A 23,741-nucleotide genomic window follows, 5' to 3' on the forward strand; every position below is an offset into this window, starting at 1 on the left:
TTCAAATAAAAACGCATTCTCGTTTTTTTGCAGAACCGAACATTGATAATTATCAAGCTAACCCTTCTGGATTATTTTAATAAGCCATTTCGAAATTCACCGTCGCTATTTGGCCGGTTTCATCCATTACCATTAATTGATATTCACCCGGCAAATATAATTTCAGTGAATATTTATATTCATGCCCCTCTAAAGGCTCGCCATTTAAAAACCACCATCGCTGCCCTTCTCCACCGCTGGTTGAGAGAGAAAGCGTTATAGTTGTCTCACCCGGAAGACGCTTGATGACGGCCCCCTCTCTGACCCCTGACAGCATAAGCGGCGCGATATTGCTGTTATCCAGAGGCGGGCAAACTGTTGATGCTGCCGGGAGACGCGCAGCTCTTTTTTCCGCAGCGGGCAGCCACGGCTCCAGCGGCAGCGGCCAGACATCCAGGACTTTTTCAGTAGCATCCGGACAATCTGCGGCCACGCGTTTGCCGGTTTTATCCAGCCAGACCGGGAAACGAATGCCGCGTATGCCCTCCTGTTCAGGGAGAAGCAGCGTGGGCGGCTCACTCCCTTCCAGCAGCCAGGTCGACAGGCGACGTCGACAGTTTTCACTGCCTTCCGGTAGCGACTGGCCGCCCGGCCAGCAGATCACGCCCCGCCCGACGCTCTCCGGACGCGGATCGCGCGGCAGGCGGGCTTCGTCTACCGTTGAACGTGACTGAAGCAGATTATTGACCTGGTTTAACAGCGGAACCGCGCTGGCAAACCCAAACTGTCCCGCCACGGGCGTGCCGTCCGGTCGTCCGGTCCAGATGCCTATCACATAACGGGCATTCAGACCGATGGCCCAGGCATCACGGTACCCGTAGCTGGTGCCGGTTTTCCACGCCAGCGGCGCAACCTGCGGCAGCGCATTATCCGGCAGCGGCTGCGCTTCATTGGCCAGAATACGGCGAATAATCCACGCCGAGCCTGGCGATAACAGCGGGCGTTCAGTCAGCGGATCGCCCGGCTGTAACCGCAGCCTTCCCGCCTTACCGTGTCGGGCAAAGGCGCTATAGGCCGCAGTGATATCTGCCAGCCGCGCGCCCGCCCCGCCGAGGATCAGAGACAAATTCGGCTGCGCCCCCGCAGGCAAGATCAGCGGCAAGCCTGCGTTGCTCAGCATCCCGGCAAATCGTTTTGGTCCGTAGGCTTCCAGCACCTGAACGGCCGGCAGGTTGAGGGAGCGGACCAGCGCTTCACTCATGCTGACCGGCCCATGGAACCCGCTGTCAAAATTCCCGGGACGATAATCACCGGTTTTTCTTGGCACATCCTGAAGCAGCGAGGCGGGATGGATCAGGCCATCATCCAGCGCCATGCCGTAGATAAAGGGTTTTAACACCGATCCCGGGGATCGGATCGCATTGACCATATCCACATGGCTAAAACGCGTGTCATCGTTGATATCCACCGATCCAACCCAACCGCGCACTTTCATATCGGTATGATCGACCACGATCATCGCCAGCGAGCTGCGGGCCGGCAGACGCGATTTCCAGTTCATCGCCAGCTCTTCCAGCTGCCGCTGCAGTCCGGCATCCAGCGTGGTGACAATTTTCGTGTCGCGACTTTTGCCGAGCATCATCCGAGCAAAGAGCGGCGCCAGCTGCGGCATCTGCCGGGGCGCCAGCCATACTGATTCTTCACGGGACTCTTTGACCTGCTTTGCGGACCAGACGCCCTGCGTCGCCATGCGGTCGAGCACTTTATTGCGCGCCGCTTCGGCCCGTTCAGGCCAGCGGTCCGGGCGTAATCGACTCGGCGCCTGCGGCAGCACCGCCAGCAGCGCCGCGTCGGAATAGCTGAGCTGCGACGGCGGCTTGCCCAGATACGTCCAGCTTGCCGCTCCCACGCCCTGCAGCGTACCGCCAAAGGGGGCGCGATTGAGATAGAGCGTCAGGATTTCGCGTTTGGAAAGATGCCACTCCAGCTGCATGGCACGCCAGAGCTGGCGAATTTTGCCGCCAAAGGTGCGCGGATGCGGATCCAGCAGTCGCGCGACCTGCATGGTGAGCGTGCTTCCGCCAGAGATGACTTTCCCGGAACTGAGATCCTGCCAGGCGGCGCGCAGGACAGAGAGCGGGTTTACGCCGGGGTGATCCCAGAACCAGCGATCTTCGTACTGGATCAGCGCCTCAAGATAACGGGGAGAGACCTCTTCGATCGTCACCGGATAGCGCCAGATTCCGTCGCTATCGGCAAAACGCCAGAGCGGCGTGCCCTTCTCATCCACCACCACCCGCGCGGGGTTAACCTCTTTCAGCGGCAACGGCCACAGGCGATCGGCGACGAAAATCAGCCCCCCTAAAACGAGAAGCGCTCCCGCCAGCCACAGCCAGCGGGAGCGTGTCAGACGTGCCATTCGCATATTACGGAACAACAATCAGCGGGCCGCTGGCCGCACCCGTTGCCCGCCACTGCGGCACATACATAGACTCGACCATCGGAACCGGCACCTGGTAGGTTCCCGGCGTCACGGCGCGCGCCAGATAAACCAGCGTGACCGGCTGACCTTCATTTACCGGCACGGCCGCCACAAAGCGGTCGTCGCGGAATTCCATATGCTGAATGTCCGCCTGCTGCATCTGGCTGAGAAGGTTCTGCACCTCACTGCCGCTGTCCTGCAGGCTGGCGCTGCTGCTTGCCAGGTTCTGGTTTTCCAGCTCCAGACCCGCAGGCAGGAGATCTACCACCAGCGCGTCCGGCACGTTCTGGCTGGCTTTAACTTCCAGCCACACCAGCACCAGCTCGCCGCTCTTCAGCGAAGAGAGTGATTTCGTACTGCCGTCGGTTGCCAGGATATGACGTTCGACCTGCAACACGTTCGCGCTCGGCTGAGGGGCATATTCCGGATAGCCGGTGCTGTCCAAACGTACCCAGAGCGGTGTCGTTCCGGTATTGGTGACCTGCAGCGCGCCAAGCTGGTCGCCGCTCACGTTTTGTACCTGCGCTTTATCGCCACCTGATGCGGAATCTGGCAGGGAGGTTTTCGCCTGCCATGCGCCGGACAGAGTTTGCAGCGAACGTCCGGCCAGGAACAGCGCGTTGCTCTCCTGAGTGGACAACCAGCGCTGGCTGAAGGCCTGTTCAGACAGGGCATTCAGCAGCGTATTTTGCGCATCCGGCAGAAGTTTGTACTCCTCCAGCAGGGAGAGCATCAGCGCGTTATCGCGAAGCTGGCTGCCGTAATCGGCCATCCAGGTTTTGCTATCGTTGCGCGGCGTTTTGAGCGCCAGATCCAGCGCCTGCTGGCTGCGCGGGGCATCGCCCATCAGCCTGAGCGCCATGCCCAGTTGCATCAGCGGAAGGCCGGACGCCGCCTGAGCGTGACGATCCCAGATTTCACGCAGCGCGCCCAGCGGCGCTTTTTGCTGACGAGACAGCACCAGCGCGGCATAGGCCTGAACGGCAAATTTACTGGCCTGAGTATCATCGCTGTAGCGGATGGACATCATGCCCGGGTCCTGCAGATAGCGCAGCAACCGGCTATTGGCGTTATTCACCGCATCGGCAGGCACGCTATAGCCCTGCTCGCCCGCCCGCACCAGGAAGTCGGTCACATAAGCCGTCAGCCAGTACTCTTCCGGACCGTTTTTATCCCACAGCGCAAAACCACCGTCTTCACGCTGCATCTGCAGCAGACGGGAAATACCGATATCAATGGCGGCACGGCGTTTATCGTCCGTATCACCTTTGATGCCAAGCGCCGTCAGCTGCGCCGCGTTGGTGTAGAGCGACGGGAACAGGCCGCTGGTGGTCTGCTCAAGACAGCCATACGGATAGGCCTGCAGTTCGCGAATATAGCGCGCCAGGTTGAGCGGTGGTTTGCCGCTCAGCAGCAGTTGCCCCTGCAGGGTGGCAGGAGAGAAACCGTTACTGTGCTGCGCCGGTGCGGTCCAGGATTCGCCAGGGTTGAGCATGGCACCGGTATTCACCGTCTGTGCCGGGAATGCCGGACGCACGCCGATTTTCCAGCTCTTCTGCTGTGGTGCAAAGGTCTCGCCCGGAAGCTGCAGGCCGGTAACCTGTGCTGTTACCTCTCCGTCACCATACCCCTCCAGCGCACGCACCGGAATAAACAGGGTGGTCCGCGCCCCCGGAGGCAGCTGCACCGGCTGCGGCTGTCCACCTTCCAGCGACAGTTTGCCTGTCGCGGTCAGGGCAACGTTCAGCGTTTGCGGCTGGTCGGTCAGGTTGGTGAGATCCAGCGTCAGGCGTGAGGTGTCTCCACTTGCCAGGAAGCGCGGCGTGTTGAGCTCGGTAATAACCGGTGCGGCCACCACAACCTTGCTTTCGCTGCTGCCAAAATCGTCTTCCGTCCAGGCCTGCGCCATCAGACGCAGCTCGCCGTTGAAATCACCAATTGGCAGCGTAATCGTGCCTTCCCCGTTGGCATCCAGCGTAACCGGCTGTGCCTGCTGGGCAATGATGGTGACGTGGTTCACCGGCGGTTTGCCGCCGCGCTTCAGTTCATCCCCATCGCCACCGAAGCGCAGCGCGGCCAGACGGCCCTGCCCTTCAATGACCTGGCCGTATATATCGTAGATATCCGCGCCGTAGCGCTTCTGGCCAAAGAAAGCCTGCCACGGATCCGGCGTGACGTAATCGGTAATGTTCAGCACGCCGCTGTCTACCGCCGAGACCAGCACGTTCACCTTCTGCGGCACGGCCCCCTCTTTCACGCTGGCTTTCACCTTCACCGAGAGCGTCTGGTTTGGACGCATTTTCTGCGGGTTATCGAGCGCAATATTCAGACGGCGATTTTCATCGCCCATCGGCAGATGCAGCAGACCGACCGCGCGTTTCGGCGTGGCGGATTTGGATTTATCGCCCGGACGCACCACCAGCGTGCTGAGGTAAAGATCGTGACGTTTCCAGGCTTTATCCACCGGAATGGAGAGATCGAGACCGTTTGCAGGCACGTCGATCTCTTTCCACCACAGCGGCCCTTCGCTGGATTCGATCATCGCATAGCCCTTTCCTGCGGCCGGCGCGGCGATGTGCAGTTGGATGGTGTCGCCCGGCTGATAGGCTGGCTTATCCAGTTTCAGCGTCACGCGGTCAGGGCGCGCGGCCCCAGTGCCATCGCTGTTATCCTGCCAGCTGTAGCCTGCCCAGAAGCGCACGCTGCTGACCATTTCATCAGGCGCTTTGACTTCCAGACGATAAGAGCCCCACTCTACCGGGAAGGTAACTTTACCCGTTTCATCGGCCTTAAGCGTCAGCTCCTGCTCGCCTTCGACGAGGTCTTTCTGATCGAACTGAGACTGCCAGCCTTCGCTCTCAGACCAGTTCCAGAAGTAGTCCCGACGCTCGCGAATCAGACGAACCTGTAACCCGGAAACGGCCTTTTTGGCTCCGCTGGCATCGGCATAAACGATGTCGAAGCTGGCGTTGCCGTTCTCATCAACAATCGGCTGGTTGACGGTCGTATCGGTGCGGTAGTCGTAAACGGCTTTACTGGCGAACTGAGGGCGAATACCCGGCAGCTCAGCCGCCGGCCAGATAGCCTGCTCAGCGCGACGCGTCACCGGACGACCGCCCGACTCCAGCAGGCTGGCCTGCAGGATCAGCTGCAGCGGAGAGTGCACGTCTTTCCACTGGCTTTCGGTAGAAACCTGCCCACGCCCCTGCTCGTCCAGCGTAAGCTGAACTTCATCCAGGCTGCGGCTCAGGTTCTCTTCGGCGATATCACCAAACTGGAAGCCCGGCAGCGCGGCCACCGCGTCACGCAGCGGACGCAGGAAGAGCTGGCCCTGCAGAGAGTTACCGTTGGCCGGTGCGCCATACAGGTAATAGCCGACCACGTTAAAGTCGACGTTATCCTGCGGTGAAACCGGCGTTTTTTGTCCGCTCAGGTTGAGCGCCATGCGCTCTGGCATGAAGTCTTCGACGTGGAAGTCCCACAGGCGCTGCAGGTTATCGCCCGTGTTGGCGCGAATATGCCACATGCCGGTCTGCGCCCCGCTGTCCAGCGGGTAGTTGAATCGGTAGAGACCGTTTTCAGGCTGAACAACGATCGAGCGAGCCACCTGACCGTCAGGGCGCAGCACGTCAAGCTTCACGGGCTGATCGGGAAGCGGCTTACCGTCACTGTCGCGCAGCAGGCCGTTGAGGATCACCGTTTCGCCCGGGCGATAGAGATCGCGTGGACCAAACATGAAGAACTGCTTGCTGTAGCCCGGACTCCCGGCGATATCAAACTCCGCCAGGTCGAGGGCCGGCAGCTTGAGGTCAAGCAGCGTGGTCTGGCCGTCTTTACTGGCCAGAATCAGGGCAGCCTCTTTGTCGGTCTCAAGCTTTGCGTGGCCATCGCCGTCGCTGTTCGCTTCGGCAAGGGTCTGCCCTTTGTCATTCAGCAGGGTGACGGTGACGCCAGACTGCGCCGCACCGTTCTCCAGACTCTGGGTGAAGATGTCCAGGCGATTATGATAACGGTGAGCGGACAGGCCAATATCGCTTAAGGTAAAGAGCGTCGCGGCGTTGCTGTAGTTATAGTGCCCGGCCTGGTTCATGACCGCGATGTAAACCCCAGACTGCTGGAGCGGTTTAATATCCTTCAGGGGCAACAGCAATTTTTCGCGCGTGTTGCGCGCCGGATTAAGATCGAAGCGACCGGTGTAAACCAGCTCCGCCATCTTTAGCAGGTTGTCGGACTCCCAGTTGGTGAGGGAGTTGCGGTATTCCCACTGGCTGACAAAAGAGGCCAGTGATTCTGGCTTCACGCGGTAGAAGTTCACGTCAACATTGTTGACGTTAAGCGCCATCACCGGCAACCCTTCCACCACCTTACCCGGCAGCAGCGAGCCGCGGCTGGCAAACCCGACGGTAGGCTCGACGTCCCGGGTGGTGAGGGCTTTTTCATAATCAATGCCGAACGTCGCCTTATTCAGCGCCTGCAGGCTCCGTTCAACGGTGACGACCAGGTTGCGGTTGGGCTCCAGATGACGCAGGCGAAGCTCTTTCAGGTTAGGCGCAAGTTCCCACGCCCCGTCAACTTTGCCGCTTTTTTTGTCCACGACATGCACGGTTTTCGCGAAATCCTGATCGGGATTCAGCGGAACCGAGAATGTCAGCACCAGCGTGGCGGCACCGTCGAGCTGAACTTCAGAAGCATCCAGCAGGGTCAGCGCTTTTCCCTGACTCTGGGCGGCTAGCTTAGCCAGCGTTTCAGCATTTGGCTTTTCCGCGGCTTTTGGTGTGGATGCGGTGGATGCCGCGGGAGCCGCAGCCTGAGGTTTATCGTCACTGTTATCACAGCCGAAAAGCGTAAACGTGGTAAGCAGCGCAAGAGAGAGCGCGGCTAAGCGAAACGGTTTCATCCTTTGTCCCTGGCCCAGAGGGGGCCTGTTGGTCGTCGTCCGGATAAGTATTATCCGCAAGTTTCATTAATTCAAAAAGTCCAATTTTAGAATCTGGAAAGCGCCTCGCAGAATGGCATCACGCCGCTACGCCGTGATGGAACCGCGATCACAGCGCATAACGTCACATGTTACCTTTCACGTCATTTGTTTTTAAAACAAGAGGATAGCTGGATAAGCGTCCCTGAAGGCTGCTAGTTTTATGACCATGACGCACCCCGAGTGCGCGGTTCAAAAAGAGAGAAAGCCATGAAACGAGCCGTGAACGCCCTACAAAATTTCGGAAAATCATTGTACGGACCGGTGCTTATCTTACCGATCGTCGGTCTGTTTATCGCCTTTGGTAACGTGCTGGGTAACGGTAATCTCGCCGAGTACCTGCCGTTTCTCGGTCATCCGCTGATTCAGCATCTTGGTCAGTTGATCGCAAAATCTGCCGTGTCGGTGCTGGTTAACCTGGCGCTGGTGTTTGCCGTCGGTATTCCGATTGGCCTGGCAACGCGCGATAAAGGCTATGCCGCGCTGATTGGCCTGGTCACCTTTGTCGTATTCATCAACGCCATGAACGTCACGCTGCAGCTGCAGGGCGCGCTGGCGCCAGCGGCGCAGATGAAAGCGGCCGGACAGACGATGGTACTGGGCGTGCAGGTGCTGGAGATGGGGGTCTTTGCCGGGATACTGACCGGAGCGCTTTCCGGCTATCTGTACAACAAATACTCCGGCGTACAGTTTAACGGCGCGATGGCGATTTACTCCGGCCACTGTTTTGTCGCCATTGTGATGCTGCCTGTCTCCATGCTGCTCGGCGTGGTGATGAGCGAACTGTGGCCCTTTGCCCAGCACGGCATCAGCGCCCTGGCGCTGGCCATCAAAGGTTCCGGGCCGTTTGGCGTAGCCATCTACGGTTTCCTGGAACGCATTCTGGTCCCCACCGGCCTGCACCATCTGGTTTATACGCCGTTCCTCTATACCGAGCTGGGCGGCACGCAGGAGGTATGCGGCGCAACCTATCAGGGCGCGCGCAATATCTACTTTGCCGAGATGGCCTGCCCGGACGTGAAGCAGCTCAGCAGCACCGTGGTGTGGGACGCCCGCGGCACCAGCAAAATGTTTGGCCTGCCTGCCGCGGCGCTGGCGATGTATATGACCGCCAGGCCAGAGCGTAAAGCGGCGGCGAAAGCGATTCTGATCCCGGCGGCACTGACTTCGCTGCTGGTCGGCGTGACCGAGCCGATTGAGTTCTCCTTCCTGTTTGTCGCCCCGCTGCTGTTCGTGGTGCACGCGGTGCTGACCGGCATCGGCATGATGCTGTTCTCGCTGCTGGGCGTTCACGCCATCGGCGCCAACGGGATTATCGACTTCATCCTTTACAACCTGCCGCTCGGCACGGCCAAGTCCAACTGGCCGATGTACATCGTTGTCGGACTGATCATGTTCGCCCTCTACTACGTGGTGTTCCGCTTCCTGATCCTGCGCTTCAACATGAAAACGCCGGGCCGTGAAGATGAGGACCAGGAGACGCGCCTCTACAGCAAGCAGGAGTACCAGGCGAAGGGCAATAACGACGGTCTGGGCGAGTCTATCGTTGTGGGGCTGGGCGGTCGGGAAAACATTGAAGTGGTGGACAACTGCTACACCCGCTTGCGCGTCACGGTAAAGGACGTCGCCATCATCGACGAGCCGCGCCTGAAGGCGACTGGCGCGAAAGGGATTATCAAACAAGGTAACAACGTTCAGGTGGTCTACGGGCTGCATGTCAAAAAAATGCGAGAAGCCGTTGAGACGTTTCTCTGAAAGGAGCTAAAGATGTTAACACCCCCATTCATTCTGTCGATTGCCGGCGGCGGCAGCACCTACACGCCGGGCATTGTGAAAAGCCTGATGGTGCGCCTGCAGGATTTCCCGCTGGCCGAAATTCGCCTGTACGATATCGACGAGGCGCGCCAGAACACCATTGCGCCGGTCGTCGAGAAGGTCATTCGCGACCACAGTCAGCGCATCACATTTACCGTCACCAGCGACCCGGAAGTGGCCTTTAGCGGCGCGCATTTTGTCTTCGCCCAGATGCGCGTCGGCCAGTACAAAATGCGTGAGCAGGATGAGAAGATCCCGCTGCGTCACGGCGTGGTGGGCCAGGAAACCTGCGGCCCCGGCGGGCTGGCCTACGGCCTGCGCACGATCCTGCCGATGGTGGAGCTTATCGATCTGGTCGATCGCTACGCGCACGAGAAAGCCTGGATCGTGAACTACTCCAACCCGGCGGCGATCGTCGCGGAAGGCGTGCGCCGCCTGCGCCCGAACGCAAGGGTGCTGAACATCTGCGATATGCCGGTTGCCGCGATGCGCAATATGGGCGCCATTCTGGGCGTGGATCGTCATAAACTGGAAGTGGACTACTTCGGCCTGAACCACTTCGGCTGGTTTACCCGCGTGCTGGTGGACGGCGAAGACAAGCTCCCGGCGCTGCGTAAGCATATCGCGAAGTTTGGCCTGCTGACGGAAGATGCGGCTAAAACCGACCCGCAGCACTCGGATCCGTCGTGGGTGAAAACCTGGCGCAATATCAAGCCGATCATGGACAACTTCCCCGAGTATCTGCCGAACCCGTATCTGCAGTATTACCTGATGCCGAACCAGATTGTGGCGCATCAGAACCCGGACTATACCCGCGCCAACGAAGTGATGAACGGGCGCGAGAAAAAGCTGTTCGCCGCCGCCGAAGAATATCAACGCACCGGAATTTTACCGGATGCCTTCCACGTGGGCGTCCACGGTGAATTTATCGTTGACGTCGCCTGTTCGCTGGCGTTCAACCTGCGAAGCCGCCATCTGGTGATGGTGGAAAACCGCGGGGCGATTACCAACCTGCCGTACGATGCGGTGGTGGAAGTTCCCGCTTATATCACCGCCGAAGGCCCGGAACCGATTCGCGTCGGCCAGGTGCCGCTGTTCCATCAGACCCTTTTGCAACAGCAGCTCGCGTCTGAACAGCTGCTGGTGGAGGCGACTATCGAAGGCAGCTATGAAAAAGCGTTGCAGGCATTTACCCTGAACCGCACCGTGCCGACCATGGAACATGCAAAAGCGATTCTGGATGAGATGATTGAGGCCAACCGCGACTACTGGCCAGCGCTGCAAAAAGCCTGGCAGGACGGCGAACCGGTGAAAAAATAGGGGCTTGCTCGCGAGTTGAACGTGGTTTGCTTGTCGGTGTCAGAAAAAACACCGACAATCCTTTTTTACGGAAAAGAATGGAGGCAACCCATGTCCACCTCATATTTTGTCGCCGCCGACTGGCTGATTGAGCACGGCGACGATCCGGAAGTCCAGATTATTGACGCGCGTATGGCCCCTCCGGGACAAGAGCATCGTGACGTGCCCGGTGAATACCGCGCAGGGCATCTGCCTGGCGCGGTATTTTTTGATATCGAAGCCCTCTCCGATCATACCTCTCCCCTGCCGCACATGCTGCCGCGCCCGGAAGCGTTTTCCGTGGCGATGCGCGAGCTGGGCGTCAGCAAAGACAAACACCTCGTTGTCTATGATGAAGGTAACCTCTTTTCCGCGCCGCGCGCGTGGTGGATGCTGAAAAACTTCGGCGTGGAAAAAGTCTCGATTCTGGCGGGCGGCCTCGCGGGCTGGAAACGTGACGAACTGCCGCTTCAGCAGGGCGAGGTGACGCTGCCGGAAGGCGAGTTCGATGCCACGTTCGACGCACACGTAGTGAAACGCCTGACCGACGTGCTGGTTGTAAGCCACGAAAAAACGGCGCAAATCGTCGATGCCCGTCCTGCTCCACGCTTCAATGCCGAGGCGGATGAACCGCGTCCGGGACTTAGGCGCGGACATATTCCCGGTGCGCTGAACGTGCCGTGGGGCGACCTGGTGTTTGAGGGCGAGCTGAAAACCACCGACGAGCTGCGCGCCATTTTTGAACGTCAGGGCGTGGATTTGCATCGTCCGATTATCGCCAGCTGCGGTTCCGGCGTAACGGCCTGCGTGGTCATTCTGGCGCTCGCCACGCTCGGCGTAAGCGACGTCACGCTCTACGACGGCGCCTGGAGCGAATGGGGCGCGCGTGACGACCTGCCGGTTGAACCCGCGAAATAATGGATAACCGCCTGGCCACGCTGTTAACGCGCGGGGCGTCATTGACCCGTGCGGAGTATCGCGTCCTCGCCCACCTCACGGAGCATCCGCTGCTGGTGGGCAACATCACGGTTCGCGAGCTGGCAAAGGCGACATTCGTTTCTACCGCCACCATCATGCGGCTGTGCCAGAAGCTGGGGTTCAGCGGCTTTAGCGAGTTTATCTGGCACTGCAAGCAGCTGCTCTCCGACACGCCGCATATTGCCGCTCAGGCGCAGTCGCGTCCTGAACTCCCGGTGCTGTTTAACCAGTTTATCGCCAACTATCAGCACACCTTTCAGTGGGTTACCCAGGACAAACGCCAGCAGTTTTCCGACCTGCTGCGCCAGAAAGAGAGCTTCTTTCTCTACGGGGCCGGGTTTTCTTATCTGTTTGCGGAGTACCTGACCAAGAAGCTACAGGTAATGGGCAAAACGGCGTTTATCTCCGGACCGGGCGACAGCCGGAACATTTTTCTCAGCAATGCCGCCCGCTATCAGGTGTTTATTGCCGTCTCGCGCAGCGGCGAAACGGAGCAGGTGCTGGATAAAGCGCGGATAGCCAAAAACGTCGGCATGACGATCGTCGCGTTTACCCGCGCCTCGGCCAACACGCTGGCGGAGATGGCCGACGTGCACTTTGCGCTCTATGACGAAGCGGTGCACTTTGCCGCCGAAGCCGCAGGGGTGACGTCGTTTGAGTCGAATCTGGTGCTGCTGATGGATTTACTGCTGCTGGAAGCAACGGGGTGATATTCACCCCGCTGTCATCAGATAATGCGGTTGGTCTTGAGATCGCGCAGGAAGCCGCCCCAGCGACGCTCGTAGAACGGCGTAATGTGCTCGGTAATAAAGTGGCTGATGCCCTTCTCACCGTTTTTCACCTGGCAGATATCAATTGGTTCATCGCCCGGTAGCGTGTCGGTCGCCACGCTTCCCGCTGCCTGAACGATCTCGTCGAAATCGCCATCGGCTTCAATACCGATCAACAGCACCGGCTTTTCGTCCGCGCGCTCTTTAATGGAGCAGAGAAACGCGCGCCTGACGGGCTTGAGCGTTTTGAACAGCGTCGTCAGGGAATCAATCATCTGCGCGGGCGGCTCGGCCACTTCAGAGAGCAGCAGCGTTTCGCCCCCTTCCAGCACTTCCTGCGTGCTGAGCGGGTTGCCCTCTTCGCCAATCAGGTGGCTGATTTCGCGCGGCGTGAACTCTTTTCCGGTCGGCAGCTTCGCGTTCAGGAACAGCGTCTGGCCGAGCGTCATTTCAAACAGGGTACGCACCGGCATCACCACGAACGCCTGTTCATCTTCTACCGCTTTCTGCAGCGCTTCCAGCGAGGTGAAGAACGGGATCACCGACGTGCCGTCGTCTTTCTCCCAGTGCAGCAGATCCAGCGCGCTGTCTTCTACGACCTGTTCACCTTCAGCCGCGGTGCCCGGCACCCAGACGGTAGATTCCAGCAGCGTGCGGAAAAAGGCCGGACGGTGGGCGGGCTCGGTCGCCGCCTGCTCCAGCAGGGTTTCTAATTCGTTTTTGGTATCTGACATAGTTTGGCTACTTCAAAAAACGCCGGGTGGCGCTTCGCTTATCCGGCCTACAAAACCGTAGGTCCGTGCAAGCGCAGCGCCGCCGGGCAATATGATGACTCCGAAGGCGCGCGTAAGCGTAGCGCCACCCGGCAAAAAAGATTACTCAGCCGTCAGCAGGTTCGCCACGGTACGCACGCCCAGACCGGTCGCGCCCGCGGACCACTGTTCTACCGCCGCTTTACGGTAGGTTGCAGAGCAGTCAATGTGCAGCCAGCCCTCGTGGTAGTTCTCAACAAAGTGAGACAGGAACCCTGCTGCGGTGCTTGCCCCCGCCGGGTACGCCGCGCTTGCGGTGTTGTTCAGCTCGGCAAAGTTGGACGGCAGCTGGCTACGGTGGAACTCGGCCAGCGGCAGACGCCAGAACGGTTCGTTTTCCGCCGCAGCGCTGGCCAGCAGGCGTGCGGCCAGCTTGTCGTCAAAGCTGAACAGCGCGTGGTAGTCGTTACCCAGCGCGGTTTTCGCCGCACCGGTCAGAGTCGCCATGTCGATGATCAGCTCAGGCTTCTGGGCAGATGCGTCGATCAGGCCATCGGCCAGCACCAGACGGCCTTCGGCGTCAGTGTTCATCACCTCAACGTTTTTGCCGTTACGGTAGCGAATGATGTCACCCAGCTTGAAGGCGTTACCGCTGACCATGTTGTCCGCGCAGCACAGGTACAGCTTCACGCGCTTTTTCAGACCGCGGGTGATGGCAAAGGCCAGCGCGCCGGTGATGGTGGCCGCGCCGCCCATGTCGGACTTCATGGAGTCCATGAACGCGCTCTGCTTCAGGCTGTAGCCGCCGGTGTCGAAGGTAATGCCTTTACCGACCAGGCAGGCAAAGACAGGGGCGTCTTTATCGCCGGTTGGGTTGTAGTCCAGCGCCAGCAGCACCGGAGGACGCTCGGAGCCGCGGCCCACGGTGTGGATACCCATGTAGTTCTGCTCGCGCAGGTCTTCTCCCTTGGTGATGCGGTAGGACATCTTGTCGCCCGCCACGCCGCACAGCAGGTCAACGGCGCGCTGCGCCAGCTGCTCAGGGCCTAACTCTTCCGCCGGGGCGTTGATGGTGTCGCGCACCCAGTCGATAATTTTCAGGCGGCTTTCCAGCTCTTTCTGACCGGCTTCGTCGAGGTTCGCCCACTCAATTTTGCGGGTGCCTTTCGGCCCTTTATAGCCCGCCCAGAACGCCCAACTGCGGTCGGTGTCCCACCCTTCGCCTTCCAGCGAGACATGCTTAATGCCCAGACCGTCAATTTTACGCGCGGCGCGCTGGATCAGGCCCAAATCATCATTGCCCGTCAGGTGCAGGGTAATACCGTCGTTATTAATGCTGTAGGTGGCTTTCTCGCCCCAGCGCGCGTCGGCAGGCTGATTCGAGAGCGTAATCTTCATCGCTTCGGTCATTTTATTTTTCCTTATTAGCAACTAGCAAACGGGCCGCCTGAAGGCAGCCCGTTTTGTTATTTATTCTGCTTCATCTAACCAGACTAACAGAATCGCCTCCAGAATTTTTTCATTGGATGCGTTTGGATCGTCGTCGAAATCCTCTAAATCGCAGATCCACTGATGCATATCGGTGAATCGTACGGTCTTCGGATCGAGATCCGGGTTCGCGTCGTAGAGCGCTTCGCCGATTTCACGGCTGTCTGTCCACTTCAGTCCCATATTAATGCTCGCGTGCGTGGTTGATGGTGTAGCGTGGGAACTCCACGACCAGATCTTCATCGGTCACCGCTGCCTGGCAGCTTAAGCGGCTGTCCGGCTCCAGACCCCATGCTTTATCCAGCATGTCGTCTTCGTCTTCGGTGCTCTCGGCAAGAGAGTCAAAACCTTCACGCACGATGCAGTGGCAGGTGGTGCAGGCACAGGATTTTTCACAGGCGTGTTCCACTTCGATACCTGCACGCAGGGCTACATCGAGAATGGTTTCACCGGTCTTCGCTTCCAGAACAGCGCCATCCGGACAGAGGTCCGCATGAGGCAAAATTACAATCTTTGGCATATTAAACCTCGTCCACGGACTGGCCTTTCAGCGCGACGCGGACAGAGTTGTCCATGCGGCGAGCAGCAAAGTCCTGGGTTTGTTTATCAACGTTTTTAATGGCTTCTTCTATTGCGTCAGCGTCATTGCCTTCGGCCACGGCGCTTAAGCGCGCGGCGGCTTCGTCAATCACCTGGCGCTCAGCGGCGCTTAACAGCGCGGCGTCGGCAGCGAGCGCGCCGTTCAGGCTCTCCAGCACGCGTGCGGCTTCCACTTTTTGTTCCGCCAGCATACGCGCCTTCACATCCTGCTCGGCGTAGCTCATTGAGTCCTGAATCATGGAGGCGATTTCGCCATCGGTCAGGCCGTAGGACGGCTTAACCTGAATAGACGACTCGACACCGGTGGATTTTTCCATCGCCGTGACGCTCAGCAGACCGTCGGCGTCCACCTGGAAGGTGACGCGAATATGCGCCCCGCCCGCCGGCAGCGCCGGGATGCCGCGCAGCGCAAAGCGCGCCAGAGAACGGCAGTCCTGCACCAGCTCGCGCTCGCCCTGCATCACGTGGATGGACATCGCGGTCTGGCCGTCTTTAAAGGTGGTGAACTCCTGCGCGCGCGCCACCGGGATGGTGGTGTTACGCGGGATCACTTTCTCCACCAGGCCGCCCATGGTTTCTAAGCCCAGCGACAGCGGGATGACGTCCAGCAGCAGCATTTCGCTGTCCGGCTTGTTGCCAACCAGAATATCGGCCTGAATCGCGGCGCCGACGGCGACCACTTTGTCCGGGTCGATGGAGGTCAGCGGCGTGCGGCCAAAGAATTCGCCCACGCGCTCGCGCACCAGCGGCACGCGGGTCGAACCGCCCACCATGACCACTTCCAGCACTTCGCTAGCCTCAACGCCGGCATCTTTCAATGCGCGACGGCAGGCCAGTAAGGTGCGTTTCACCAGCGGGGCAATCAGATCGTTAAACTGGTCGCGGGTGATGTCACCCTGCCAGCCCGCAACATTGACGGTGACGCTCTGCGCATCGCTCAGGGCAATTTTGGCGTCGATGGCCGCATCCAGCAGTTCACGCTGTACGCGCGCATCGCTGCGATCGCTGATGCCTGCCTGCTCGCGGATGTAGTCCGCCAGCAGATGGTCGAAGTCATCGCCGCCCAGCGCGGAATCCCCGCCGGTCGCCAGCACTTCAAATACCCCGCGGCTCAGGCGCAGGATAGAGATATCAAATGTCCCGCCGCCGAGATCGTAAACCGCGATCACCCCTTCCTGACCGGAATCGAGGCCGTAGGCAATCGCCGCCGCCGTCGGTTCGTTCAGCAGACGCAGCACATGCAGGCCCGCCAGACGCGCGGCGTCTTTGGTGCCCTGACGCTGTGCATCGTCAAAGTAGGCCGGAACGGTAATCACCACGCCGTCCAGATCGCCACCGAGCGTTTCCGTAGCGCGCTCAGCCAGCGCTTTGAGGATGTCAGCAGAAACACGAATCGGGTTCAGCAGACCGGCCGCGGTCGCAATCATCGGCAGGCCGTTTTCACTTGCCTGCAGCTGATACGGTAGATGCGGGTAGCGGGTCTGAATATCGGCCAGCGAGCGGCCCATCATGCGCTTGACGGAGCTGATGGTATTCGCCGGATCGCGCGCGGCATTAGCGCGGGCGTCATAACCTACCGCGTGACCCTGCTGCTGGTAGTGGACCACGGAAGGCAGCAGATGGCGCCCCTGCTCGTCAGCCAGCGTTTCCGCCTGGCCGCTGCGCACGGTCGCCACGAGGGAATTGGTGGTGCCCAGGTCAATACCCACCGCCAGACGACGCTGGTGCGGTGCGGCACTTAAGCCAGGCTCACTAATTTGTAATAAGGCCATAATTGCTTCCGAAATTAAAAATCGAGCAGCTTTTCTTCGAGTTGTTCAGCACTGCTTCGCAGTTTATCGAGAAAACGGAGTTTGCGCACAGTATCTGCCGCCACGTCCCAGGTCTCGTTGTTCAGTTGCTCCACCATCTGCTGATGGCGGGTATCGAACATGCCCTTTACGCGCGTAATAAAGCTTTCCAGACGCGCTTCGTCTTTGGCCTGTTCAATCTCATCGAGCTCTTCGCGAAGCTCCAGCTGCTCCATCAGAAACGCCGTGTCGCGCACGGTATGCTGTTCGCTCGCCAGATCAAAACCGTGGAGCGAGAGCAGATATTCAGCGCGCGCCAGCGGATGGCGCAGCGTCTGCCAGGCCTGGTTGATGGTGGCAGAGTGGGAAACCGCAGCCAGCTGCTCTGCCTGAGTACCGCTCGCGAATTTGTCCGGATGGTACTGACGCTGCAGATCCTGAAAACGGATCGTCAACGCCTGGAGATCAATCGGGTATTGAGCGGGTAGTCCGAAGAGAGTGAAGTAATCCATAACAATCTCAGGGGTAGCCTGTTAAAACAAACCCCACGCGTAGCGGGTAACGCCACGGTGGGGTTTCGGATGACGCGCGGTTAAACGTGGAAGCTTTCGCCGCAACCACACTCGTCTTTGACGTTCGGGTTCGTGAATTTGAACCCTTCGTTCAGGCCTTCTTTAACGAAGTCCAGCTGAGTGCCGTTGAGGAATTGCAGGCTTTTGCCATCGACCACCACCTTCACGCCCTTGTCTTCAAACACGGTGTCGTCAGACGCCGGTTCGTCAACAAACTCCAGTACGTAAGCCATACCAGAACAGCCGGAGGTACGTACGCCCAGTCGCAGGCCAAAGCCTTTACCACGGTTCGCCAGAAAAGAGCTTACTCGCGCGGCAGCGCTGTCGCTAAGGGTAATCGACATACTCAAACCTCAATTATTTTGCTTCACGTTTGCTTTTGTAATCCGCAATGGCGGCTTTGATCGCGTCTTCTGCCAGAATTGAGCAGTGAATTTTCACCGGTGGCAGTTCGAGTTCTTCAGCAATATCCGTGTTCTTGATTGCCTGTGCTTCGTCCAGAGACTTGCCCTTCACCCATTCGGTGACGAGGGAGCTGGACGCGATAGCAGAACCGCAGCCGTAGGTCTTGAAGCGCGCGTCTTCAATGATACCTTCATTGTTGACTTTAATCTGCAACTTCATCACGTCGCCACACGCTGGCGCACCGACCATGCCGCTACCAACAGATTCGTCGCTGTTGTCAAAAGAGCCAACGTTGCGTGGGTTTTCGTAATGATCGATGACTTTTTCGCTGTATGCCATGATTGAATTCTCCTTATGTACCGATTAGTGATGTGACCATTCAATGCTGTTCAGATCCACGCCCTGTTTGAACATTTCCCACAGTGGAGAAAGGTCGCGCAGACGGCCAATGGAGTTGCGAACCAGCTTGATGGTGTAGTCAATCTCTTCTTCGGTAGTGAAACGACCTAAAGAGAAACGGATAGAGCTGTGTGCCAGCTCGTCAGTCATACCCAGCGCGCGCAGCACGTAGGATGGCTCAAGGCTTGCAGACGTACAGGCAGAACCGGAAGAAACCGCCAGGTCTTTCAGCGCCATGATCAACGACTCGCCTTCAACATAGTTGAAGCTGACGTTGAGGATGTTCGGTGCGCCCTGCTCGAGATCGCCGTTCAGATACACTTCTTCCATATCTTTCACGCCGTCCCACAGACGGTTACGCAGCGTGCGCAGGCGTGCCATCTCGGTTTCCATCTCTTCTTTTGCAATGCGGTAGGCTTCGCCCATGCCCACGATCTGGTGAACAGGCAGCGTACCGGAACGCATGCCGCGCTCGTGACCACCGCCGTGCATCTGTGCTTCGATGCGGATACGTGGTTTACGACGAACGTACAGCGCGCCGATGCCTTTCGGGCCATAGATTTTGTGGCCGGAGAAGGACATCAGGTCAACTTTCAGCTGGCTCAGGTCGATAGGCAGTTTGCCCACGCTCTGGGTCGCGTCCACGTGGTAGATGATACCGCGCGCGCGGCACATTTCGCCGATGGTCGCGATGTCTTGTACCACGCCGATTTCGTTGTTGACGTGCATGATGGAGACCAGAATGGTGTCATCACGCATGGCCGCTTCGAGCTCTTTCAGATCGATGATGCCGTTGCTCTGTGGCGCCAGATAGGTGACTTCGTACCCTTCACGCTCCAGCTGGCGGCAGGTGTCCAGCACGGCTTTGTGTTCGGTTTTGCTGGTGATAATGTGCTTGCCTTTTTTCTGATAAAAGTTGGCTGCACCTTTGATCGCCAGGTTGTCGGATTCGGTCGCACCGGAGGTGAAAACAATCTCACGCGGGTCGGCACCCACCAGGTCAGCAATCTGATTACGGGCGATATCAACCGCCTCTTCAGCATGCCAGCCAAAACGGTGTGAACGGGAAGCTGGGTTACCAAAGTTTCCGTCCAGGGTCAGACACTGCATCATTTTCTCGGCAACACGCGGGTCCACCGGCGTGGTTGCGGAGTAATCGAGATAAATCGGTAATTTCATTGCTCTTTAAACTCCGTACATCGCTTCAATGCAAGGAATCAGGCAACCGGCTGGATGTACGACCGAGTTCACGGGGCGAGTCTACGCCCCGGCCTGATTCTGAAATACTTATCGTTTTATTACGCGCGTAATTTGACGTCGATAGCGTCCTGCGCGCGGGTGCTGCGTTGGGAATCATGGCTGTGCTGACGGCCCGAAACATCCAGAACTTCCTGGTTATTCACCAGCTCACCGAGGGTGATGTTGTTCAGGAAGCCGGTCAGACGGTCGCTCAGATCGCGCCACAGCGCGTGGGTCAGGCACTTATCGCCGCCCTGGCAGCCGCCTTTACCCTGGCAACGGGTCGCGTCAACGGATTCGTCAACGGCGCTGATCACTTCGCCAACTGCAATACTGCCCGCGTCTTTACCCAGCAGATAACCGCCGCCTGGGCCACGAACGCTGGAAACCAGTCCATTTTTACGCAGTCTGGAGAACAGCTGTTCCAGATAAGAGAGGGAGATCCCCTGTCGTTCAGAAATATCAGCCAACGGAACCGGGCCCGCTTCGGAGTTGAGCGCAACGTCCAGCATCGCGGTCACGGCATAACGCCCTTTAGATGTCAGTCTCATGTCTTACTTAACCTCAAACTCGCCCCTGCCCGGGGTTTTTTATTGTAAAATGGGGTATTGCATAGCAGGGCCAAGTCTGACATTCCTGACTAAAATGGTCAACTATTTACTTGACTGTTTTAGTCAGGTATTTAACCTTCTGTGCCGTTTTTTGTCGGGTGGCGCTTCGCTTACCCGACCTGCGGATTTGTAGGCCGGGTAAGCGAAGCGCCACCCGGCGAACAGACGACACTACTCTTTATTTTTCTGCTCAATCGACGCCAGGATCCCGCGCAGGATGTTCAGCTCCTGGCTTTCCGGACGCGCGCGGGTGAACAGACGGCGCAGCTTGTTCATCACCTGCCCCGGGTGGCCTTCGCGGATAAAGCCGGTTGAGAGCAGCGTCTGCTCCAGGTGACCGTAGAAGCGCTCAAGGTCGTCCACCAGCGGATAGGCCGTCACTTCTTTAGGCTCAATCTCTTTTTCCTGCGTCGCCAGCCACGCCATACGCACTTCATAGGCGATAACCTGCACCGCCATCGCCAGGTTCAGCGAGCTGTACTCCGGGTTTGCCGCAATCGCCACGTGATAATGACACTTCTGCAGCTCGTCGTTGGTCAGGCCAACGCGCTCGCGGCCGAACACCAGCGCAACCGGTGCTTGTTCAGCCTCAGAGACACTTTTCAGGCCGCATTCACGCGGATCGAGCATTGGCCACGGCAGCGTGCGCGAACGCGCGCTGGTACCGACAACGAGGCTGCAGCCGGCCAGCGCTTCGTCAAGGGTATCGACGATCTGGGCGTTGCCGATCACGTCGCTGGCTCCGGCCGCCAGGGCGATGGCCTGCGAGTCTGGCTTCACCAGCGGGTTAACCAGCCACAGGTTCGTTAAGCCCATGGTTTTCATAGCGCGGGCAACGGAGCCCATGTTGCCGGTGTGCGATGTTTCGACCAGCACGATTCGAATGTTTTGCAGCATAATTTTTAATGTCTGGATTCAGTGTCTGAAGAATATTCGGGCATATTATCATAAACGGGAGACATAATCCGATCCCGCTGCTATACTCTGCGCCGATTTTCCTGTTCTTTAACATCCAGTGAGAGAGACCGATGCATCCGATGCTGACCATCGCCGTGCGCGCAGCGCGCAAGGCGGGTAATGTAATTGCCAAACACTACGAAACGCCAGACTCCGTAGAAACCAGCCAGAAAGGCAGCAATGATTTCGTGACTAACGTCGATAAAGCCGCAGAAGCGATTATTATCGAAACGATCCGCAAATCTTACCCACAGCACACCATCATCACCGAAGAAAGCGGTGAACATGAAGGTACCGATCAGGATGTTCAATGGGTTATCGATCCACTGGATGGCACCACCAACTTCGTCAAACGCCTGCCACACTTCTCTGTGTCTATCGCCGTACGCATTAAAGGCCGTACTGAAGTCGCCGTTGTGTACGATCCAATGCGTAACGAACTGTTCACCGCGACCCGCGGTCAGGGCGCACAGCTGAACGGCTACCGTCTGCGCTGCAGCAACGCACGCGATCTGGACGGCACCATCCTGGCGACCGGTTTCCCGTTCAAGGCGAAACAGCACGCGACCACCTATATGAATATCCTCGGCAAACTGTTCACCGAATGCGCGGACTTCCGTCGCACCGGTTCTGCTGCGCTGGATCTGGCCTACGTTGCCACCGGCCGCGTTGACGGTTACTTCGAACTCTCACTGAAGCCATGGGATTTTGCAGCGGGCGAGCTGATCGCGCGTGAAGCAGGCGCCATTGTTTGCGACTTCACCGGCGGCCATAACTATATGTCTACCGGCAACATTGTTGCGGGTAACCCACGCGTTGTTAAAGCCATGCTGGCAAACATGCGTGATGAACTGAGCGATGCGCTGAAGCGTTAATCCAGTTTGTTAAGCCCGGTGGCGCTACGCTTACCGGGCCTACAAAATCCCTCAGTACGCTAGAAAGGCCGCAATCCCCTTCCCACCGGCACCGCGCTCATCCACATCGTCACCGCTGCCACCAGCAGAATCACTCCCCCCGCCAGCGCAAGCGTTGTCCACCCTATCTGTCGCCACAGCACCGGCGTTTTACTGCCGCTGAGTTTGACCGCCAGCTGACGGAAGCTGTGAACCAGCAGCGCTAAAGACGAAATGGTGAGAGAGGTTCCTGCCGCCATCGCCAGCGCCGAGAGCATTCCCCAGCCAAAGACACCTATTATCTTACTGAACAGCAGCACCATAATGGCACCCGAGCACGGGCGCATCCCCATCGAGAGAATAATCATCAGCCGGGCGCGCCAGTCGTCGCCGTTCTGTAATTGTTCCTGCGTGGGCAGATGCTGATGACCGCAGCCGCAGTGTTCATCATGAACGTGGTGCGGCGTAAAGGATTTGAACGTGGGCTTTTTCAGCAGCGCGCGCAGTTTTTTCAGCGCCCGCCAGCAGAGGATCAGCCCCAGCACGCCCACCAGCGCATAGCTGCCCTTCTCCAGCCAGAAGCTGCTCATGTGCAGCTGGCGCGCCGGAAGCTGTAACAGCGAAAGCACCACCACGACCAGCGCAATCGCCACGCCGCCCTGAAGCAGCGAAGAGGCCAGCGTCAGGCCGATGCTCGATTTCAGCTTAGACGGATGGGTGGCAAGCCAGGTGGTGATGACGACTTTGCCGTGCCCCGGCCCCAGCGCGTGCAGAACGCCATAGACAAAACTGAACGCCAGCAGGGAGCCGCCCGCTTTGGCCGGGTTCTCGGCCACCGCCTTCAGCAGTCCGCTCATCTGCTGGTTGACTTCACGCTGCCAGATAATGCTTTTCATCATCACCTGCGGCCAGGCCTGCCACAGCCACAGCGCCCCGCAAACCGCGAACAGCAAAAAGAGCGCCAGCGGCCAGAGGTGAAGCCAGCGACGCGGCTTGCGGATCGGAGAGGAGATTACTGACATTGTAACGTCACCTCCTGCGCGAACTGTTTACCCAGCTCCATGTCCTCAGGCGGGGCATCTGCTTTATCCAGCGAGATCGCAAAGTTCAGCGTCTCTTCGCTGGGCTTCGGGGTATGAACGCCAATTTTGCAGCTTTTTTGCAGCGCGTCCGGCAGCCGTACGTCGCTGTCTTTGTCATAGCGCATGTCGACATAGTAGGTAGGGTCAAAAGTGGAAAAGCGGTACGTTTGCCCGGCCAGCGGCTGAGGATGCGCCAGCGGAAGCACGAACGTCAGCACCGCCTGATGCCCGTCACGCGTCATCCCGTATTCCGTTGGACGGTTCTGAAATTTGACCTTTTTGCCGTTATGCCAGAATTCGGTGAAGTAGTGCTGGCCGAGCACGTTGGCCATTACTTCCGCCGCCAGCTTTTTCCAGATATCGTCACCGGGCTTCGCGTTTCCCGCATCATAGAGCAGGTCAGCCGAGGTGATTTCATCCATCGTCCAGCGCATTTTCAGGCCGCTCAGCTGCGTGCCGTCGGTGACCAGCTCGGTCTGGAGACCAATAAAACTGTGAGGGTGGGCGCTGGCGGTGAAGGTGATAACCGCCAAAAATAACGCCATCGCACTTTGTTTAACTGTTTGCATCAATTCCTCACGTCAAAAATTCTGTGATGTTCCCCTGCAATCCTGAG

Annotated in this window: 20 protein-coding genes; 5 read left to right on the plus strand and 15 right to left on the minus strand. The window is 58.5% G+C overall.

What is annotated here, in order from left to right:
- Positions 1 to 76 precede the first annotated feature (76 nt).
- Complete coding sequence (gene pbpC, locus ACOTXT_RS09705) at positions 77 to 2,404, minus strand: peptidoglycan glycosyltransferase PbpC (RefSeq protein WP_333166064.1); 2,328 nt, start codon at positions 2,402 to 2,404, stop codon at positions 77 to 79.
- Between the two features lies 1 nt (position 2,405).
- The gene (locus tag ACOTXT_RS09710; protein WP_333166067.1) at positions 2,406 to 7,358 is read right to left on the minus strand and encodes an alpha-2-macroglobulin; all 4,953 of its coding nucleotides are present in this window, start codon (positions 7,356 to 7,358) and stop codon (positions 2,406 to 2,408) included.
- A 288-nt stretch (positions 7,359 to 7,646) separates the two neighbouring features.
- Here ACOTXT_RS09710 and ACOTXT_RS09715 point away from each other — a divergent pair, with 288 nt between their 5' ends.
- The 4 genes from ACOTXT_RS09715 (at position 7,647) to ACOTXT_RS09730 (ending at position 12,277) form a co-directional block, all read left to right on the plus strand.
- The gene (locus tag ACOTXT_RS09715; protein ID WP_055321472.1) at positions 7,647 to 9,191 is read left to right on the plus strand and encodes a PTS transporter subunit EIIC; all 1,545 of its coding nucleotides are present in this window, start codon (positions 7,647 to 7,649) and stop codon (positions 9,189 to 9,191) included.
- Positions 9,192 to 9,203: 12 nt separating this feature from the next.
- Positions 9,204 to 10,571, plus strand: coding sequence for a 6-phospho-alpha-glucosidase (locus ACOTXT_RS09720; protein ID WP_008502148.1), 1,368 nt, complete (start codon positions 9,204 to 9,206; stop codon positions 10,569 to 10,571).
- A 90-nt stretch (positions 10,572 to 10,661) separates the two neighbouring features.
- Positions 10,662 to 11,507, plus strand: a complete 846-nt coding sequence (gene sseA, locus ACOTXT_RS09725; RefSeq protein ID WP_333166072.1) for a 3-mercaptopyruvate sulfurtransferase — start codon at positions 10,662 to 10,664, stop codon at positions 11,505 to 11,507.
- On the plus strand, positions 11,507 to 12,277 hold the full coding sequence (locus ACOTXT_RS09730) for a MurR/RpiR family transcriptional regulator (protein ID WP_008502150.1): 771 nt from the start codon (positions 11,507 to 11,509) through the stop codon (positions 12,275 to 12,277). The genes sseA and ACOTXT_RS09730 overlap by 1 nt, the downstream gene beginning before the upstream one ends.
- A gap of 17 nt (positions 12,278 to 12,294) precedes the next feature.
- Here the strand turns inward: ACOTXT_RS09730 and sseB are convergent, their stop codons facing one another.
- The 11 genes from sseB to trmJ form a co-directional block, all read right to left on the minus strand.
- A complete protein-coding gene (gene sseB / locus ACOTXT_RS09735; RefSeq protein WP_008502151.1) occupies positions 12,295 to 13,071 on the minus strand; it encodes an enhanced serine sensitivity protein SseB in 777 nt (258 codons plus the stop codon).
- A gap of 141 nt (positions 13,072 to 13,212) precedes the next feature.
- Positions 13,213 to 14,499, minus strand: coding sequence for an aminopeptidase PepB (pepB, locus tag ACOTXT_RS09740; protein ID WP_021241865.1), 1,287 nt, complete (start codon positions 14,497 to 14,499; stop codon positions 13,213 to 13,215).
- Positions 14,500 to 14,559: 60 nt separating this feature from the next.
- Positions 14,560 to 14,760 (minus strand): Fe-S cluster assembly protein IscX, encoded by a 201-nt coding sequence (gene iscX, locus ACOTXT_RS09745; protein WP_003860650.1) that lies wholly within the window; start codon positions 14,758 to 14,760, stop codon positions 14,560 to 14,562.
- 1 nt (position 14,761) lies between these two features.
- A complete protein-coding gene (gene fdx / locus ACOTXT_RS09750) occupies positions 14,762 to 15,097 on the minus strand; it encodes an ISC system 2Fe-2S type ferredoxin (protein WP_003860652.1) in 336 nt (111 codons plus the stop codon).
- 1 nt (position 15,098) lies between these two features.
- The gene (gene hscA / locus ACOTXT_RS09755; RefSeq protein ID WP_333166075.1) at positions 15,099 to 16,949 is read right to left on the minus strand and encodes a Fe-S protein assembly chaperone HscA; all 1,851 of its coding nucleotides are present in this window, start codon (positions 16,947 to 16,949) and stop codon (positions 15,099 to 15,101) included.
- Positions 16,950 to 16,963: 14 nt separating this feature from the next.
- The gene (gene hscB, locus ACOTXT_RS09760) at positions 16,964 to 17,479 is read right to left on the minus strand and encodes a co-chaperone HscB (RefSeq protein WP_024908642.1); all 516 of its coding nucleotides are present in this window, start codon (positions 17,477 to 17,479) and stop codon (positions 16,964 to 16,966) included.
- Between the two features lie 80 nt (positions 17,480 to 17,559).
- The gene (iscA, locus tag ACOTXT_RS09765; RefSeq protein ID WP_003860659.1) at positions 17,560 to 17,883 is read right to left on the minus strand and encodes an iron-sulfur cluster assembly protein IscA; all 324 of its coding nucleotides are present in this window, start codon (positions 17,881 to 17,883) and stop codon (positions 17,560 to 17,562) included.
- 13 nt (positions 17,884 to 17,896) lie between these two features.
- Positions 17,897 to 18,283, minus strand: a complete 387-nt coding sequence (iscU, locus tag ACOTXT_RS09770) for a Fe-S cluster assembly scaffold IscU (protein ID WP_003860661.1) — start codon at positions 18,281 to 18,283, stop codon at positions 17,897 to 17,899.
- A gap of 24 nt (positions 18,284 to 18,307) precedes the next feature.
- Positions 18,308 to 19,522: a cysteine desulfurase gene (gene iscS, locus ACOTXT_RS09775; protein WP_008502157.1), complete on the minus strand. Its 1,215-nt coding sequence runs from the start codon at positions 19,520 to 19,522 to the stop codon at positions 18,308 to 18,310.
- A 119-nt stretch (positions 19,523 to 19,641) separates the two neighbouring features.
- Positions 19,642 to 20,133 (minus strand): Fe-S cluster assembly transcriptional regulator IscR, encoded by a 492-nt coding sequence (gene iscR / locus ACOTXT_RS09780; protein ID WP_008502158.1) that lies wholly within the window; start codon positions 20,131 to 20,133, stop codon positions 19,642 to 19,644.
- 231 nt (positions 20,134 to 20,364) lie between these two features.
- Positions 20,365 to 21,090: a tRNA (cytosine(32)/uridine(32)-2'-O)-methyltransferase TrmJ gene (trmJ, locus tag ACOTXT_RS09785; RefSeq protein ID WP_100121732.1), complete on the minus strand. Its 726-nt coding sequence runs from the start codon at positions 21,088 to 21,090 to the stop codon at positions 20,365 to 20,367.
- A gap of 131 nt (positions 21,091 to 21,221) precedes the next feature.
- Here trmJ and suhB point away from each other — a divergent pair, with 131 nt between their 5' ends.
- The gene (suhB, locus tag ACOTXT_RS09790; RefSeq protein ID WP_003860668.1) at positions 21,222 to 22,025 is read left to right on the plus strand and encodes an inositol-1-monophosphatase; all 804 of its coding nucleotides are present in this window, start codon (positions 21,222 to 21,224) and stop codon (positions 22,023 to 22,025) included.
- Positions 22,026 to 22,084: 59 nt separating this feature from the next.
- Here suhB and ACOTXT_RS09795 read toward each other — a convergent pair whose 3' ends face one another.
- Entirely contained in the window at positions 22,085 to 23,065 is a 981-nt protein-coding gene (locus tag ACOTXT_RS09795) for a nickel/cobalt transporter (protein ID WP_008502160.1), read from the minus strand.
- A complete protein-coding gene (locus ACOTXT_RS09800) occupies positions 23,056 to 23,694 on the minus strand; it encodes a DUF1007 family protein (protein ID WP_333166035.1) in 639 nt (212 codons plus the stop codon). Before ACOTXT_RS09800 ends, ACOTXT_RS09795 begins: the two co-directional genes overlap by 10 nt.
- Positions 23,695 to 23,741 lie beyond the last annotated feature (47 nt).

It is taken from the genome of Enterobacter cloacae complex sp. IR5422 (assembly GCF_049238165.1).
Taxonomy (GTDB): domain Bacteria; phylum Pseudomonadota; class Gammaproteobacteria; order Enterobacterales; family Enterobacteriaceae; genus Enterobacter; species Enterobacter roggenkampii.